Here is a 14,182-nt window from a genome sequence, read left to right on the forward strand (position 1 = left end):
ATGCCGGCCCCGGCGCCCGCCCCCGCGCCTGCACCTGGCGCTCCTGCACCTGCACCTGGCGCGCCGGCTCCGGCCCCGGCGCCCGCCCCCGGAGCTCCGGTTCCGGCTCCGCCTGTCGATCCCAACGCACCCGCGCCTGCGCCTGCGCCGGTCGACCCGAACGCTCCCGCCCCGGCCCCCGCGCCGGAACCCGGCCGTGTGGACAACGCCGCCGGCGGCTTCAGCTATGTCGTACCCGGCGGATGGAAGGTGTCCGACGCGACCCAGTTGTCCTACGGGCAGGCGTTGTTGACCAAGCTTCCGCCCGAGGGCACACCCGAGCCGCCGAACGACACCAGCGTGCTGCTGGGGCGCCTGGACCTGAAGCTGTTCGCGGGCGCCGAGGCCGACAATGCGAAGGCAGCTGTCCGGTTGGCCTCCGACATGGGTGAGTTCTTCATGCCGTTCCCCGGAACCCGGGTGAACCAGGAGACCGTGCCGCTCGACGCCAACGGGCTGTCCGGCGTCGCCTCGTACTACGAGGTGAAGTTCACCGACACCAACAAGCCCAACGGCCAGATCTGGGCCGGCGTGGTCGGTGCACCGCCTGCCCCGGGCACCCCGCGCGGACAGCGGGCTCCGGAACGCTGGTTCGTGGTCTGGCTGGGTTCGGCGAGCCATCCCGTGGACAAGGCGGCGGCCGCGACCCTGGCCAACTCGATCCGGCCGTGGACGCCGCCGGCGTCAGCCGCTCCCGACCCCAACGCGCCGCCACCGCCGGCCGACCCGGCGCACCCGGGTGTCGGCGTGCCGGTCCCGGTCACCAACGCTCCGCCGGAGATGCAGCCCCCGGCCTGACGCCGGGGTACGCGGAACGCCAGAATCTCGCAGGCGAGCGCTGATCGTTCCCATTTGGCCAACCGAATTGTTACGTTCGGGAGGTACATCTGGGGTGTGGCTCAGCGAGCCCGCTGGGCATAGCCAGTGACAGGTAGGAGACCTGTAATGGATGTAATGGCAGCAACCGAAATCCTGGCTCGTTCCTCCACGCTGACCAGCGTTGGCTGGATCGGCTACATCATCATCGGTGCGATCGCCGGCTGGATCGCCGGCAAGATCGTCAAGGGCGGTGGCTCCGGCATTCTGATGAACATCGTCATCGGCGTGATCGGTGCGCTCATCGGTGGATTCCTGCTCAGCTTCTTCCTCAACACAGGAGGCGGCGGCTGGTGGTTCACCCTCTTCACCGCCATCCTCGGGTCGGTGATCCTGCTCTGGCTCGTCGGACTGGTGCGCAGAGGCAACTGATCCGGCGTCGATGATGGACACGGGGACCATGACGGCCTGGCAGGTCGTTGTCCCCGGTCCGATGAGTTCCCATCCGCTGCAACGGGTTACCGTGTCCACCCCGCAGCCCGGGCCTGACGAACTGCTCGTCAAGGTCCTGGCCTGCGGGGTGTGTCGTACCGATCTGCATGTGGCCGAAGGGGATTTGGCCGTGCATCGGCCACGGGTGATCCCCGGGCATGAGGTCGTCGGAGAGGTCGTCGCGGTCGGTGCCGATGCGGGTGGCGGGTTCGCCGTCGGTGATCGGGTTGGTGTGGCGTGGCTGCGGCACACCTGCGGGCAGTGTGTCTACTGCCTGCGCGGACGAGAGAATCTCTGTCCGTCTTCGCTTTACACCGGCTGGGATGCCGACGGCGGTTACGCCGACTTCACCACCGTCCCGGCGGCCTTCGCCTTGCGGTTACCGACCGGATACTCCGACGTCGAGCTGGCGCCGCTGCTGTGCGCCGGCATCATCGGCTATCGCGCCCTGCTGCGCACCGACCTACCGTCGGCTGGGCGGTTGGGGCTCTACGGTTTCGGCGGCAGCGCGCACCTGACGGCGCAGGTGGCGTTGGCGCAGGGGGCCCGCGTGCATGTGATGACCCGTGGCGAGCGGGCCCGCGAACTCGCCCTGGCGCTGGGCGCGTCGTCGGTGCAGGGCAGCGCCGACATGCCGCCAGAGCCGTTGGATGCCGCAATCCTCTTCGCCCCGGTCGGGGATCTGGTGTTGCCTGCGCTGGCGGCCCTGGATCGCGGCGGCGTCCTGGCGATCGCGGGCATCCACCTCACCGACATCCCGGCCTTGAACTATCAACGGCACCTGTTCCAGGAGCGGGAGATCCGCTCGGTGACCGCCAATACCCGCGCCGATGCCCGCGATTTCCTGGCGTTCGCCGGTGCGCACCGGATGGCGGTCAGCACACCCGAGTACGCCCTGGATCGCGCCGATGAGGCGCTGGCCGACCTGAGTGCCGGCCGCATCGCGGGCGCGGCGGTGCTCCGCGGGTAGCGGAGACCTTCAGAGCGCTGCGAGCGCGGCGCCCAGTCGACCGTCGAGATCGCCGTGGCCGTAGGCGTACAGAGGGCCGAGCCCGTCGTTGATCACCCTGTTGAGTCGGGCCATCCCGCGCGCATTGACCGGCAGTGGCGAATGCAGCCGAAGGGTGATGGCATCGATCGTCGTCTCGGCTGCAGCAATGTTCTTTCGGTGCAACGGTATTCGTGACGACCAGACGATGGTGTCGTTGGCGCCTTCGTGTACACAGCGGCGTAACACCCGAGCGATGGCAACACGCTCGGTGATCGACGTGAGTCGTGCGGCGCGGGCCGCGATGGCGCTTCCCGGAGGTGTCGGGGTGCCGACGGCCAGCATGGCGTCGAGGCGACCGGATCGGATCCGTGCGGTGAGGCGTGCCCGGATGGACGGGCGGCGGGGGACGGGTGCACGACGGGGTGTGAGCGCCGGTGTCGCAGAAATTCGGTTGTCGTTCATGGCGATACCTCGTAGTTTCCGTGGTGCCCGAGTCCGTTGATCATGACTATCTAAAACCGTACGCCGGTCACGAGTGACTAGTCAAACCAATTTAACGGTCACGGCGGTACGCTGGTGTCATGACGACGAGGTGGATCGGCGACACCGAGACCAAACCCGCGCCCGGGCCGCTGGCCCGGATCCAGGCCTTGGTCAACACGATCGAACTGCCTGCCGGAACAGATCGCCTCGCCCATCCCGACGACGCAACACCGTGGCTGGTCGCCAACGGGTTGCTCGCTGCCGGTGCCAGCCCGACGGCAGCCGAGCTCGACCTGGTGCGAAAGGTGCGCGAGGCGCTGCGTGCGCTGCTGATCCACCACAGCGGCGGCCCGGCACCGCAGGCCGATCACCTCGCGGTACTGAAGGCGCTCGCCGATACCTCGACCGCAAAGGTCGACCTGGCCCCCGACGGGCAGGTGGAGTTGTCAGCCGCAGGCGAGAATGTGGGTGAGCGCCTGCTCGAGCTGCTGCTGGTGATGCGCGACGCGCAGCGGGACGGTACCTGGGCCCGCCTGAAGGCATGTGCGAACGACGAATGCACGTGGGCGTTCTATGACCGGTCCCGCAACCACGGCGGTACCTGGTGCGACATGTCCAGCTGCGGGAACATGCTGAAGAACCGGGAGTTCAGAGCGCGCAGACGCGCAGGCAGTTAGGTCGACAGGTGCCACACGAGGGCGGCGGCCAGTGCACCGACGCCGTTGAGCGACCAGTGCAGGGCGATCGGCGCGATCAGGCTGCCGCTGCGCCGGCGCAGCCAGGTGAACACGAAGCCGGCGACGCCGGTGGCGATCACGGCGAGTACGACACCGGCGATCATGCCGAACACGCCGCCGCCGAACAGTCGGGTGAAGCCGACGTTCTCGCTCGTCAGTCCGAGCGAACTGGCGATGTGCCACAGGCCGAACAACAGCGAACCGCCGGCGGCCACACCGCGAAAACCCCAGGCCCGGTTGAGGGCTCCGTGCAGGACACCGCGGAACGCCAGTTCCTCGGGGATCACGGTCTGCAGCGGGATGATCACCATCGACGCCAGAAGTGCGCCGGAGACGGTGGCGTAGTTGTCGTTCATGAACATCGGTCGGGTCCACGGCAGCGCCGCCCCGATTGCGATCACCGACACCACGAGTGCGACGGCGCCCAGCGCATAGCCCACACCCGCGCGCCAGTGCTCGCGGCCGAGCCCTAGTTCGGCCCAGCCCAGGCCTCGGGCGCGCACCAGGATCAACAGGCCGACCGCGGCGGCCGGAACCGTGGCGATGCTGGCCCACGGGGTGGTGAAGTGCGCGATCAGGTTGGTCACCGTGAGGATGACGACGACGATGCCGATGTCGGCATAGATGCGGAAGTGATGCAATGCAGAGAGCTGGGCCACCAGCGGATGTGGGTGCGCGGCCACGGCGCTCTGATCAGACATAACGTCGCAATCGTACCGGTGCGGCGCAATTACCCAGGTCACAGCGGTTGATCACTCCACGGTCCAGGTCCATTCCGAGATCGCCGGATCGTCCTCGCCGTGCTCGCGCGTGTAGCTGCGGGCCGCCAGCCGGGCGTCGACCATCTCCTGGCGCAGCCCGGCGGCCCTGACCGCCAGCCCGTCGACCCGGTCGATCACGTCCATGACCAGATGGAAGCGGTCGAGGTCGTTCAGCATCACCATGTCGAACGGTGTGGTCGTCGTGCCCCGCTCTTTGAACCCACGCACGTGCAGCTGGTCGTGGTTGGTGTGGCGGTAGGCCAGCCGGTGGATCAGCCACGGGTAGCCGTGATAGGCGAAGATGACCGGTTTGTCCGTGGTGAAGATCGAATCGAATTCGCTCTCGGAAAGGCCGTGCGGGTGTTCGGACTCGGGTTGCAGGCGCATGATGTCGACGACGTTGACCACCCGGACTTTCACCTCGGGGAGCCGGCGACGCAGGATGTCGGCCGCCGCCAGCGTCTCCAGGGTCGGGATGTCACCGGCGCAGGCGAGCACGACGTCGGGTTCGCCGGTGGTGTTGCTGGCCCACTCCCAGATCCCCAACCCGCGGGTGCAGTGTGCGATGGCCTCGTCCATCGTCAGATACGTCAGGGCCGGTTGTTTGCCCGCCACGATCACGTTCACGTACTGGCGGCTGCGCAGGCAGTGGTCGGCCACCGACAGCAGCGTGTTGGCGTCCGGCGGCAGGTACACCCGCACCACCTCGGGGCGCTTGTTGGCGACGTGGTCGATGAAGCCAGGATCCTGATGCGACGCGCCGTTGTGGTCCTGACGCCAGACGTGCGAGGTCAGCAGGTAGTTGAGTGACGCGATCGGCCGGCGCCACGTCAGGTGCGAGCTGCTGAACAGCCATTTGGCGTGCTGGTTCATCATCGAGTCGACGATGTGGACGAAGGCCTCGTAGCAGTTGAACAGCCCGTGCCGGCCGGTGAGGAGGTAGCCCTCCAGCCAGCCCTGGCAGAGGTGTTCGGACAGCACCTCCATCACCCGGCCGTCGGGGGCCAGGTTCTCGTCGACGGGCAGGGTCTCGGCCTGCCATGTCTTGTCGGTCTTCTCGAACACGGCGGCCAGGCGGTTGGAGGCGGTCTCGTCGGGACCCATCAGCCGGAAGCGGTCCGGATTGTTCGCGATGACATCCCGCAGGAATGTGCCGAGCACGCGGGTGGCCTCCGCGGTGTCCGTGGCGGGGCTCTCCACGGTGACCGCGTAGTCGGCGAAGTCGGGCAGGTCGAGGTCACGCAGCAGCAGGCCGCCGTTGGCGTGCGGGTTGGCGCTCATCCGCCGGGTGCCTGACGGGGCGAGGGCCCGGAGATCGGGCCGCAGCGCGCCGTCGGCGTCGAACAGTTCGTCGGGTCGGTAGCTGCGCAGCCATGTCTCGAGCTGGGCCATGTGCGACGGGTTGGTCCGGGTTTCCGACAGCGGCACCTGATGCGAGCGCCAGGTGCCCTCGACCAGTTTGCCGTCCACCTCATGAGGGCCCGTCCAGCCTTTGGGGGTGCGCAGGATGATCATCGGCCACAGTGGACGGCCCGCCTCCCCGTCGAGACGGGCCGCACGTTGGATCGCGGCGATCTGGTCGAACGCCTCGTCCATGGCCGCGGCCAGCTGCTGGTGCACGTTGGCCGGGTCGTCCCCGGCGACGGTGATGGGCCGGTAGCCGTAGCCGTACAACAGTGATTCGAGTTCCTCTTGCGGAATCCGGGACAGCACTGTGGGGTTGGCGATCTTGTAGCCGTTGAGATGCAGGATGGGCAACACCGCGCCGTCGACGACCGGGTTGAGGAACTTGTTCGAATGCCAGCTGGCAGCCAGCGGTCCGGTCTCGGCTTCGCCGTCGCCGATTACGCAGGCCACCACCAGGTCCGGATTGTCGAACGCGGCCCCATAGGCGTGCACCAGGGCGTACCCGAGTTCGCCACCCTCGTGGATGGAGCCGGGTGTCTCCGCGGCCACGTGACTCGGTATCCCACCGGGAAACGAGAACTGGCGGAACAGTTTCCGCAGACCGTCGGTGTTCTGCCCGATGGCGGAGTAGACCTCGCTGTAGGTGCCTTCCAGGTAGGCGTTGGCCACCAGCCCCGGGCCACCGTGACCGGGTCCGGTGACGTAGATGATGTTCGCGTCGCGTTCCCGGATGATCCGATTGAGATGGGCGTACAGCAGGTTCAGCCCCGGGGTGGTGCCCCAGTGGCCCAGCAGTCGCGGCTTGACGTGTTCGGCGGCCAACGGTTCGTCGAGCAGCGGGTTGTCCAGGAGATAGATCTGGCCGACGGACAGGTAGTTCGCCGCCCGCCAGTAAGCGTTGAGCTGCTCGAGTTCTGTGTCGGTGAGTGCCGGTGATCCAGTCGCGTCGCTCATGTCCCCATAGTGGCGGTTGTCGGTGAATGGTGCGCGCGTTCCGGGTACCCGAATTCGTACCGCTCAACCAACGCCGCGCGAAGCGCACCGTCGACGCGGTCGCGTTCGCGTCGGTTAGGTTCGACAGCATGCCCGTCCGCAGCACGGTCGACCCACGCACTCCGGTCCTCGTCGGTTACGGCCAGGTCAACCACCGGGCGGAGAATCCGGATGTCGAGCCGGTCGATCTGATGGTCGCGGCCGCTCGGGAGGCCGCAGATCCGCGGGTGCTGGAGGTTGTCGACTCGGTGCGGATCGTGAACCTGCTGTCCTGGCATTACCGGGATCCGGGTTTGCTGTTGGCGCAACGCATCCGGGCCGGCAAGGCGGCGACACGCTATACGGGGGTGGGCGGCAACGTCCCGCAGTCGTTGGTGAACGAGGCCTGTCTGGACCTGCAGGGCGGACGGGCCGAGGTGGTGTTGATCGCGGGCGCCGAGACCTGGCGCACCCGAAGCCGGCTGCGCAAACTCGGGACCAAGCCGGACTGGACCCGTCAGGACGAATCGGTGCCGGAGGCGCCGGGCGCGCACGAGGGCGTGCCGATGGCCGGTGAGGCCGAACTCCGGATCAATCTGGACCGACCGGCCTACGTGTATCCGATGCTCGAGCAGGCACTGCGGATCGCGGCCGGTGAGACCAGCGATGAGCACCGCAGGCGGATCGGCGAGTTGTGGTCTCGGTTCAGTGCGGTGGCGACCGACAACCCGCACGCCTGGAGCCGGGAGACGGTGCCTGCCGAGCAGATCTGGCAGCCGGGCCCGGACAACCGGATGATCAGCTGGCCCTACACCAAGTTGATGAACTCGAACAACATGGTCAACCAGGGTGCGGTGCTGATCCTGACTACCGTCGAGAAGGCAACGTATCTTCAGATCCCCACCGACCGTTGGGTTTTCCCGTATGCCGGAACGGATTCGCACGATACCTACGCGATCGGCGAGCGGGCCGAACTCTACAAGTCGCCGGCGATCCGGATCGCCGGACGGCGCGTTCTCGAACTGGCCGGAGTGGACGTCGACGAGGTCGACTTCATCGACGTGTACTCCTGCTTCCCGTCTGCGGTGCAGGTGGCGGCGGCCGAAATCGGTCTGCTGCTGGCCGATCCGGCCCGGCCGCTGACGGTCACCGGCGGGCTGACCTTCGCCGGTGGGCCGTGGAACAACTACGTGTCCCATTCGATCGCCACCATGGCCGAGAAACTCGTGGCGAATCCCGGGACCCGGGGGCTGATCACCGCCAACGGCGGTTACCTCACCAAACACAGTTTCGGGGTGTACGGCACAGAGCCACCGACTCATGAATTCCGTTGGCAGGACGTGCAGTCCGAGGTCGACGCCGAGCCCACCCGGGCACTGCAGGTGGAGTTCACAGGCACCGGCACGGTGGAATCGTGGACCACGCCGGTCGGTCGCGACGGCACCGCGGAGCGCGCCTTCCTGGCGGTGCGTACCCCCGATGACGGACGTACGCTGGCCCGGATCGTCGACGAGTCACAGGCAGCGGCGACCATGACATCCGACATCGCCGGGGCGAAGGTACGGGTTCACGCCGACGGCAGCGCGACCCTGCTCTGAGCCGCCAGCGCCAGCACCTCGTCGGTGGTCGGCGGGCTGGGCGGGTGGTAGGACAGGCACCAGGGAGTCTGGATCTTGTGAAAGGCATTGCCTTCCAACGCCAGATAGAACTGGCCTGAACGCAGCTTGCTGATGTCGGGCACGTGGCCGCCCTTCACCCGGGCCATCTCCCGGGCCACCGCGATCTGGGCGGGGGAGTTCAGCAGACCATAGAACTGCGTGGTCGCATTGCCAGGGATGTGGTTGTGCAGACCGCGCGGGGATTGCGTGGCGAACACCAACCCGAGCCCATACTTCCGGGCCTGCGATGACAGCGCCAGGGTGCTGTGTGTCGACGCGGTCGTATGGCTGGACGGGGCGAAGTTCTGCGCCTCGTCCATCACCAGCAATCCGCCCAACGGCCGGTCACCGGCCGGGTTGCGTTTGATCCAGGCGAACAGCGCCATCTGCAACTGGTTGACGAATCCTTCGCGCTGCTGGTCGCTGGTCAGGCCGGCCATGTTGATGACCGACACCCGAGCCCGGTAGCCCGGCGACGGTGTCAACAACACCCCCGGATCGGCTGCGGCGCCGGCGCCGCCGAACAACGGATCGTTGACCGTCGCCGCGCGCAGGTTCTGAGCCAACTCGGCGGCCAGCTTGTTCGCCCCGCCCAGTGCGCTGACCTCGGTGGGCAGGTCGGCGAGCAGGTCGATGAAGCCGTCGAGGCTGGTCGAGGGCCTCGCCCCGTAGTAGCGCAGCGCCTCGCGCAGCACCGCGCGGGACCGCTCGGCCTTGGCCGTGCTCCCGACAATCAGGGCGCGCGGTTCGAGCGCGGCGACCGCAGATTCGACGGCGTCGGCGAACTCGTCGTCGTCGTCGATGACACTGGCGAAGTCCGGTAGCGGCTGGAACGACAACGGGCGCCCCGTCGAGCGGCGCGGAGTCCACACCACGACCTCGGCATTGTCGAAATACGCGTCGGCGCGCTCGTCGTCCGCCGGCGTCCACCCCGGCGGGTTCTCGGGCCAGCGGGCACCCAGCCGGGACAGGTCGTTGTTGGGGTCGAGCACGATCGACGAGACGCCCCGCAGCGCGCACTCCTCGACCAGCCGCCGGATCAGCACGGTCTTCCCCGACCCGGAGCCCGCGAAGATGGCGGTGTGCTTGCGCAGCGCGGCCAGGTCGACCGACACCGGACGCCCGCCTGGGCTGTCCAGGCCGAGGGTCACCGCGGTAGGCGAGTGTTCGATCGCCGGCGCGGGCGGCTGCACACGTATGGGTCCGGTCGCGAGCTCGGCGTCCACATCGATCTGGGCCGGTGGCGGAGGATCACCCGCGATGTCTCCGAGGGCGGCACGCAGCCAGCCGATCCCGTGGGCCGGACGGCGGCGGCGCAGCCAATCGGGTAGGTCGGGGTGGTTGTCGTCGATGAGGTCACGCAGCGCGGTCATGGTGCGCACGTCGTCCTCGCTCATGGGCAGCACCCGGCCACCGGCCGCCTCGAACTCGGCGATCATCACCGTGGTTTTGGCGCCCTTGGGCCACGCGGTGTTGCGCAGAAGGAACAGCTGGCGCCGGTCTGGATTGAAACCGGTTGCCTCCCAAGCTTTCCGGATCCTGTTCTGCACCGCGACGGCGTTGCCGGACGAGATGGCGCGGAATGCCCAGTGCCGTTCGTCGTCGGTAGTCGCGTCGAGAGTCTGGCGAAGCCGCCCATGCAGCACCACTCGTTGGCCCGGGAGCGGATCGGGACGGAACGCCTGCCCGGCCTCACCGAGTTCGGTGATCCAGGCGTCGAGCGCCGCCGACAGCAGGCCGGGCATGGTGGTGTCCTCGCCGTCGGGGTCGAGCGCAGCGACCGTCACGGCGCGGCGCCGGTAATCGGCGAAGCGGCGGTCCAGTTCGCCGGTGTCGCCCTGGGCAGCGCCGCCCGAGCCGGTTTCGGGCGTGCCGGCAGCCTCGGCGGTGAGACTGGAGAGCTCCTCGATCGTGTCGCGGTCCAGGCACCGGCGGACATGCGTGTCGGCGCGTTTTAGCAGTTGACGCGGCGTGTACTGGGTGGCTTCGTCGAATGCTGCCGGCAGGATCGGCCAACTCGGGTAGGGCGCGGTGAACCCGATCGAGGCGTAGCTGGCGGTGAACCGGCGTTCCAGGATGGCGCGACCGACGTCTGGTGTCGGCAGACCCTGCAGCAGCGCGGTGGTGCGGAACCTGTCCTGAACGGTGGCAGTGGCGCGGTCCTGGATGGCTTCCCACGCAGCCGGTAGGCAGGCCACCACGCCGACGGTGCGACGCATGGTCTGCCGGATCGACATGAGGCCGTGTGCGATGTGCTCGAGATCGGTGTTGCCCGCAGTTCTGTCGGGGCCCGCGTCGGCAGTGTCGGTGCGCTCGGTGGACTGGGCCAGCAGCGTGTCGATCTGGTCGAGCGCCAGGACCGACGGCCCGGCCAGGGCGATCAGCCGTGAGATGTCGCGGACCGATTCCTGCGCGGTGAGCGTCGGTGCGGGCAGCCCCCAGGACTCCCTTTCGCCGCTGCCGGTCAGGAAGGCCTCGCCGATGTCCTGCAGCTCGAGGTCACCGGCACCGAGCAGCACGAGGGCGCGCAGGGTGTGGTGGGCGCGTTTGACAGTGTGGCGGTGGACCTTGTGCAGCGCGTTGACGAAGTCGTTCAGGATCTCGGGCGTCAGGTCGTCGTCGCCGATCACGGCCCGCCGGCTGGCCCGGGAGATGTGGGCCACCGAGGACAGCTCCCACAGCAGGTCTTTGAGTTGGGTCTCGCGCTCGCTGCCCGGCCGGCCAAGGCTCTCCAGGATCCCTGAGCGGGCGGACTGCCAGAAGCTGGCGGCATCCAGCAGTTCGACCAGGAAGAAGAAGCCGCCGCCGGTTTGCACCTGTTCGCGCACCTGGCCGAGAAGATGGGTCTTGCCGGATCCGGCCGGGCCCCGCACCACCACACCCAGCGGGCTGGAGTCGGTTTCGCGTTCGGCATCGCCGAAGGCGGCCATCACGTCGGCCATCGGCCGGTCGTGCAGCCCGCGTACGTGGAGCGCGCCCTGCGAATGCCACAGATCGTCGGCGGTCGGTGCCCAGGTCAGGCGGAGCGCGCTGAGCGCTTCGCGATGCTGTAACTCCATCAGGACTCGATCGCGATCAGGTGTTTGTCCTGGTTGCCTATCTCCACCGCGGCTTCGCGGTCGGCGGGGGTGAGCACCTTCTGGTTCTCCTCGGGGATCAGGCTGACGCCAGGCTGCTGGTAGAGGCTGATCAGCGCGGCGTCGACGGTGGGTCGGGGCAGCCCGGGCACGGCCTGACGGAGCCGCAGCAGACTTACCCAGCCGCCGGGCCGGGTGGTCAGCCCGGCATAGGCGGTACGCAGCTGGATTTCGGGACCGGCCGCGGGCGTAGGCGCGGCTGCCGTGGCGGGCACCTCGGCAGGCAGGAACACGTCGGCGGGAACGAGGTCGGCGTGTTCGAAGTAGCGGTGCAGCGCACCAAGAAGCGTGTACAGGGCCTTGCCCTGTCCGGTGGACCTGGCCGGCGCGTCGGTGCCGAACAGGGATCGGCACAGCGCCCATCCGGTGTCGGTCAGTTCATGGACGAGCGGCCGGGTTCCGGTGGACTCGATCAGGCCCAACCGGTTGAGCCGGTCGCGTTTCGGTTTGTCGAGTTTGGGCCCGAGCCGCTCCAGCTCGGCGTTGGCCACCGGACGGGACTCGGCCATCAGTACCAGCAGGACCGCCTGCTCGGTGCCGGTCAGGTCGTCGGGCGTGACATTCACCGGTTGCTCACCTTCCTGCCGTCGTCGCTTTTTGCACGCGGACGGGTTGATGCCGGGCACGTGTTCCATGCACGTTAGCGCGTACCCCTGACCGCGCGAGAAACTTGTTGCGCCGCAGGGTTTTCGCCCAGCCAGTGGGCGAAGTGCCCGCAGCTACCGGATCGACAGCGGCTGCGCCGGGTCGGCGATGCGGTCGGGATCGACCGGCTCGGCCGATCGGATCAGCGCCTTGACGTCGTCAAGGACATCCCACACGTTGACGTTCATCCCCGCCAGAACATGGTTGTCGGCGTCGAGCCAGAAAGCCACGAATTCGCGCCCAGCAACGTCGCCGCGGAAAACGACGCGCTGATATTCGGGTGCATGGCCGACATATTCCATGCCGAGGTCGTACTGATCGGTGAAGAAATAGGGCAGTTCGTCGTATTCGGCGCTTTTGCCCAGCATCCCCGCGGCAGCCACCGCGGGTTGCTTGAGCGCGTTTGCCCAGTGCTCGGTACGGATTCGCGCCCCGAAGAACGGATGTTGCGCGGCCGCGATGTCGCCGACGGCGTAGATGTCGGGATCGCTGCTGCGCAGCGACGCATCGACGAGCACCCCGCCGTCTGCGATGGCCAGCCCCGCCTGTTCGGCCAGTCCGATGTTCGGTGCCGCGCCGACGGCGATCAGGACCGCGTCCGCGGCGACGGTCGAGCCGTCCCCGAGCCGCAGTCCCGTGGCGGTGCCGTTGTCCGTGGTGATCTCCTGCACCGATTGGTCCAGGCGTAGGTCGACTCCGTGTTCACGGTGCAGTTTCGCGAACACCTCACCGACCTCGGCGCCCAGCGCCGCCAGCAGCGGCAGGTGTGCGGCCTCGACCACGGTGACCTTCACGTCGCGGCCGCGCGCACCGGCGGCGACCTCCAGTCCGATCCATCCGGCCCCCACGATGGCCAGGGACGAACCCGGGGTCAGGGCCGCGCTCAGGGCTGCGGCGTCGTCGATGGTGCGCAGATAGTGCACGCCCGCGGCGTCGGCTCCGGGGATCGGTGGTCGCCGTGAGGCGGACCCGGTGGCCAGCAGCAGCTTGTCGTAGCCGACGGTGGTGCCGTCAGGTAGTGCAAGCGTGTGCTCGGCGGCGTCGACGGCGGTGACCTCGGTTCCCAGCCGTAGTTCGACGTTGTGGTCGCGGTACCACGCCGCCGGATCGGCGGTGAAATCATCGAGCTTCTTCTTGCCGGCCAGGTACTCCTTGGACAGCGGCGGACGCTCATAGGGCAGGTGGTCCTCAGCGGCGAACAGCACAACATGACCATCAAAGTCGTTGTCCCGCAGTGCTTCAGCGGCCTTGGCTCCGGCCAGGCCACCGCCGACGATCGCAATTGTGGACGACGTTGTCATATCGGTCCAGCCTACTCGCCGGCGACCAGCAGCCTCAGCTTTCGGGCGTTGCGCACCGCGTGACCACCGAGATCGTTGTTGAAATACACGACGACGCGGTGATCGTGGCGGTCCCACTGCCGGATCTGTTGGGCCCACTCCGAGAGCTGGTCGTCGGAGTAGCAGCCGGCGTACAGGCCGTCGTCTGCCGGGCCGTGCATGCGGACGTACACCAGGTCGCTGGTGGTCACGGCCCGGCAGGTCAAGCCGGGACCGCTCATCACGACATACGCGGCGCCGTATTTCTCCAACAGCCCATACACCGCAGGCTCGTGCCAGGAGGGATGCCGCAACTCCATCGCCACCCGGATCGGGCGCGGGAGTTGGGCAAGGAAACCGCTGAGAAGTTCGTCGTCCCGCTCGATCGCCGGATGAAGCTGGACCAGCAGTGCTTCGTTGTGCGGTTCGAGCAGCTGCCAGTACTTCTCGAACCGCGGCGTCCAGCTCTCGGGCGACCGCAGTCTCCGGTAATGCGTCAGACCGCGCTGCGCCTTGACCGACATGGTGAAACCTTCGGGCATCTGGTCGCGCCACCCGGTGAACGTCGCATCCGCGGGCCAGCGGTAGAAGCTGCCGTTGAGTTCGACGGTGTCGAACTCGTCAACGTAGTGGGCGAGCCGGGACTTGGCCGGGGTGCCGCGTGGATAGAGCACCCCGTTCCAGTGGTCGTACGACCAGCCAGAGGTGCCGATCCTGATCATCTG

General features: G+C 68.0%; 12 protein-coding genes. 5 read left to right on the top strand and 7 right to left on the bottom strand.

Annotation, left to right across the window (positions count from 1 at the left end; translation table 11 throughout):
- The 3 genes from A5779_RS05770 to A5779_RS05780 all read left to right on the top strand — a co-directional run.
- Positions 1–837: APA family fibronectin-binding glycoprotein (locus A5779_RS05770; protein ID WP_064879847.1), on the top strand; the 837-nt coding region annotated here is incomplete at its 5' end.
- Between the two features lie 147 nt (positions 838–984).
- Positions 985–1,287, top strand: coding sequence for a GlsB/YeaQ/YmgE family stress response membrane protein (locus A5779_RS05775; RefSeq protein ID WP_055114503.1), 303 nt, complete (start codon positions 985–987; stop codon positions 1,285–1,287).
- 28 nt (positions 1,288–1,315) lie between these two features.
- Complete coding sequence (locus A5779_RS05780; protein WP_064879995.1) at positions 1,316–2,317, top strand: zinc-binding alcohol dehydrogenase family protein; 1,002 nt, start codon at positions 1,316–1,318, stop codon at positions 2,315–2,317.
- Positions 2,318–2,326: 9 nt separating this feature from the next.
- Here A5779_RS05780 and A5779_RS05785 read toward each other — a convergent pair whose 3' ends face one another.
- Entirely contained in the window at positions 2,327–2,800 is a 474-nt protein-coding gene (locus A5779_RS05785) for a hypothetical protein (RefSeq protein WP_064879849.1), read from the bottom strand.
- 119 nt (positions 2,801–2,919) lie between these two features.
- On the opposite strand from A5779_RS05785, the gene A5779_RS05790 reads away from it, so the two are divergent.
- The gene (locus A5779_RS05790) at positions 2,920–3,498 is read left to right on the top strand and encodes a CGNR zinc finger domain-containing protein (protein ID WP_064879851.1); all 579 of its coding nucleotides are present in this window, start codon (positions 2,920–2,922) and stop codon (positions 3,496–3,498) included.
- Here A5779_RS05790 and A5779_RS05795 read toward each other — a convergent pair.
- Complete coding sequence (locus A5779_RS05795; protein ID WP_064879854.1) at positions 3,495–4,259, bottom strand: CPBP family intramembrane glutamic endopeptidase; 765 nt, start codon at positions 4,257–4,259, stop codon at positions 3,495–3,497. The genes A5779_RS05790 and A5779_RS05795 overlap by 4 nt on opposite strands.
- 51 nt (positions 4,260–4,310) lie before the next feature.
- A complete protein-coding gene (locus A5779_RS05800; protein WP_064879856.1) occupies positions 4,311–6,680 on the bottom strand; it encodes a phosphoketolase family protein in 2,370 nt (789 codons plus the stop codon).
- 128 nt (positions 6,681–6,808) lie between these two features.
- Between A5779_RS05800 and A5779_RS05805 the strand changes: the two genes are divergently transcribed.
- Entirely contained in the window at positions 6,809–8,296 is a 1,488-nt protein-coding gene (locus tag A5779_RS05805) for an acetyl-CoA acetyltransferase (RefSeq protein ID WP_064879997.1), read from the top strand.
- Here the strand turns inward: A5779_RS05805 and A5779_RS05810 are convergent.
- The 4 genes from A5779_RS05810 to A5779_RS05825 form a co-directional block, all read right to left on the bottom strand.
- The gene (locus tag A5779_RS05810; protein ID WP_064879858.1) at positions 8,266–11,415 is read right to left on the bottom strand and encodes a helicase HerA domain-containing protein; all 3,150 of its coding nucleotides are present in this window, start codon (positions 11,413–11,415) and stop codon (positions 8,266–8,268) included. The two genes, A5779_RS05805 and A5779_RS05810, sit on opposite strands and share 31 nt — an antisense overlap.
- Complete coding sequence (locus tag A5779_RS05815; protein ID WP_064879999.1) at positions 11,415–12,059, bottom strand: hypothetical protein; 645 nt, start codon at positions 12,057–12,059, stop codon at positions 11,415–11,417. Before A5779_RS05815 ends, A5779_RS05810 begins: the two co-directional genes overlap by 1 nt.
- Positions 12,060–12,212: 153 nt before the next feature.
- Complete coding sequence (locus A5779_RS05820) at positions 12,213–13,439, bottom strand: NAD(P)/FAD-dependent oxidoreductase (RefSeq protein WP_064879860.1); 1,227 nt, start codon at positions 13,437–13,439, stop codon at positions 12,213–12,215.
- An 11-nt stretch (positions 13,440–13,450) separates the two neighbouring features.
- Complete coding sequence (locus A5779_RS05825; protein ID WP_064879862.1) at positions 13,451–14,179, bottom strand: DUF72 domain-containing protein; 729 nt, start codon at positions 14,177–14,179, stop codon at positions 13,451–13,453.
- Positions 14,180–14,182 lie beyond the last annotated feature (3 nt).

It is taken from the genome of Mycolicibacterium peregrinum, assembly GCF_001665625.1.
In the GTDB taxonomy this organism is placed as follows: domain Bacteria; phylum Actinomycetota; class Actinomycetes; order Mycobacteriales; family Mycobacteriaceae; genus Mycobacterium; species Mycobacterium peregrinum_B.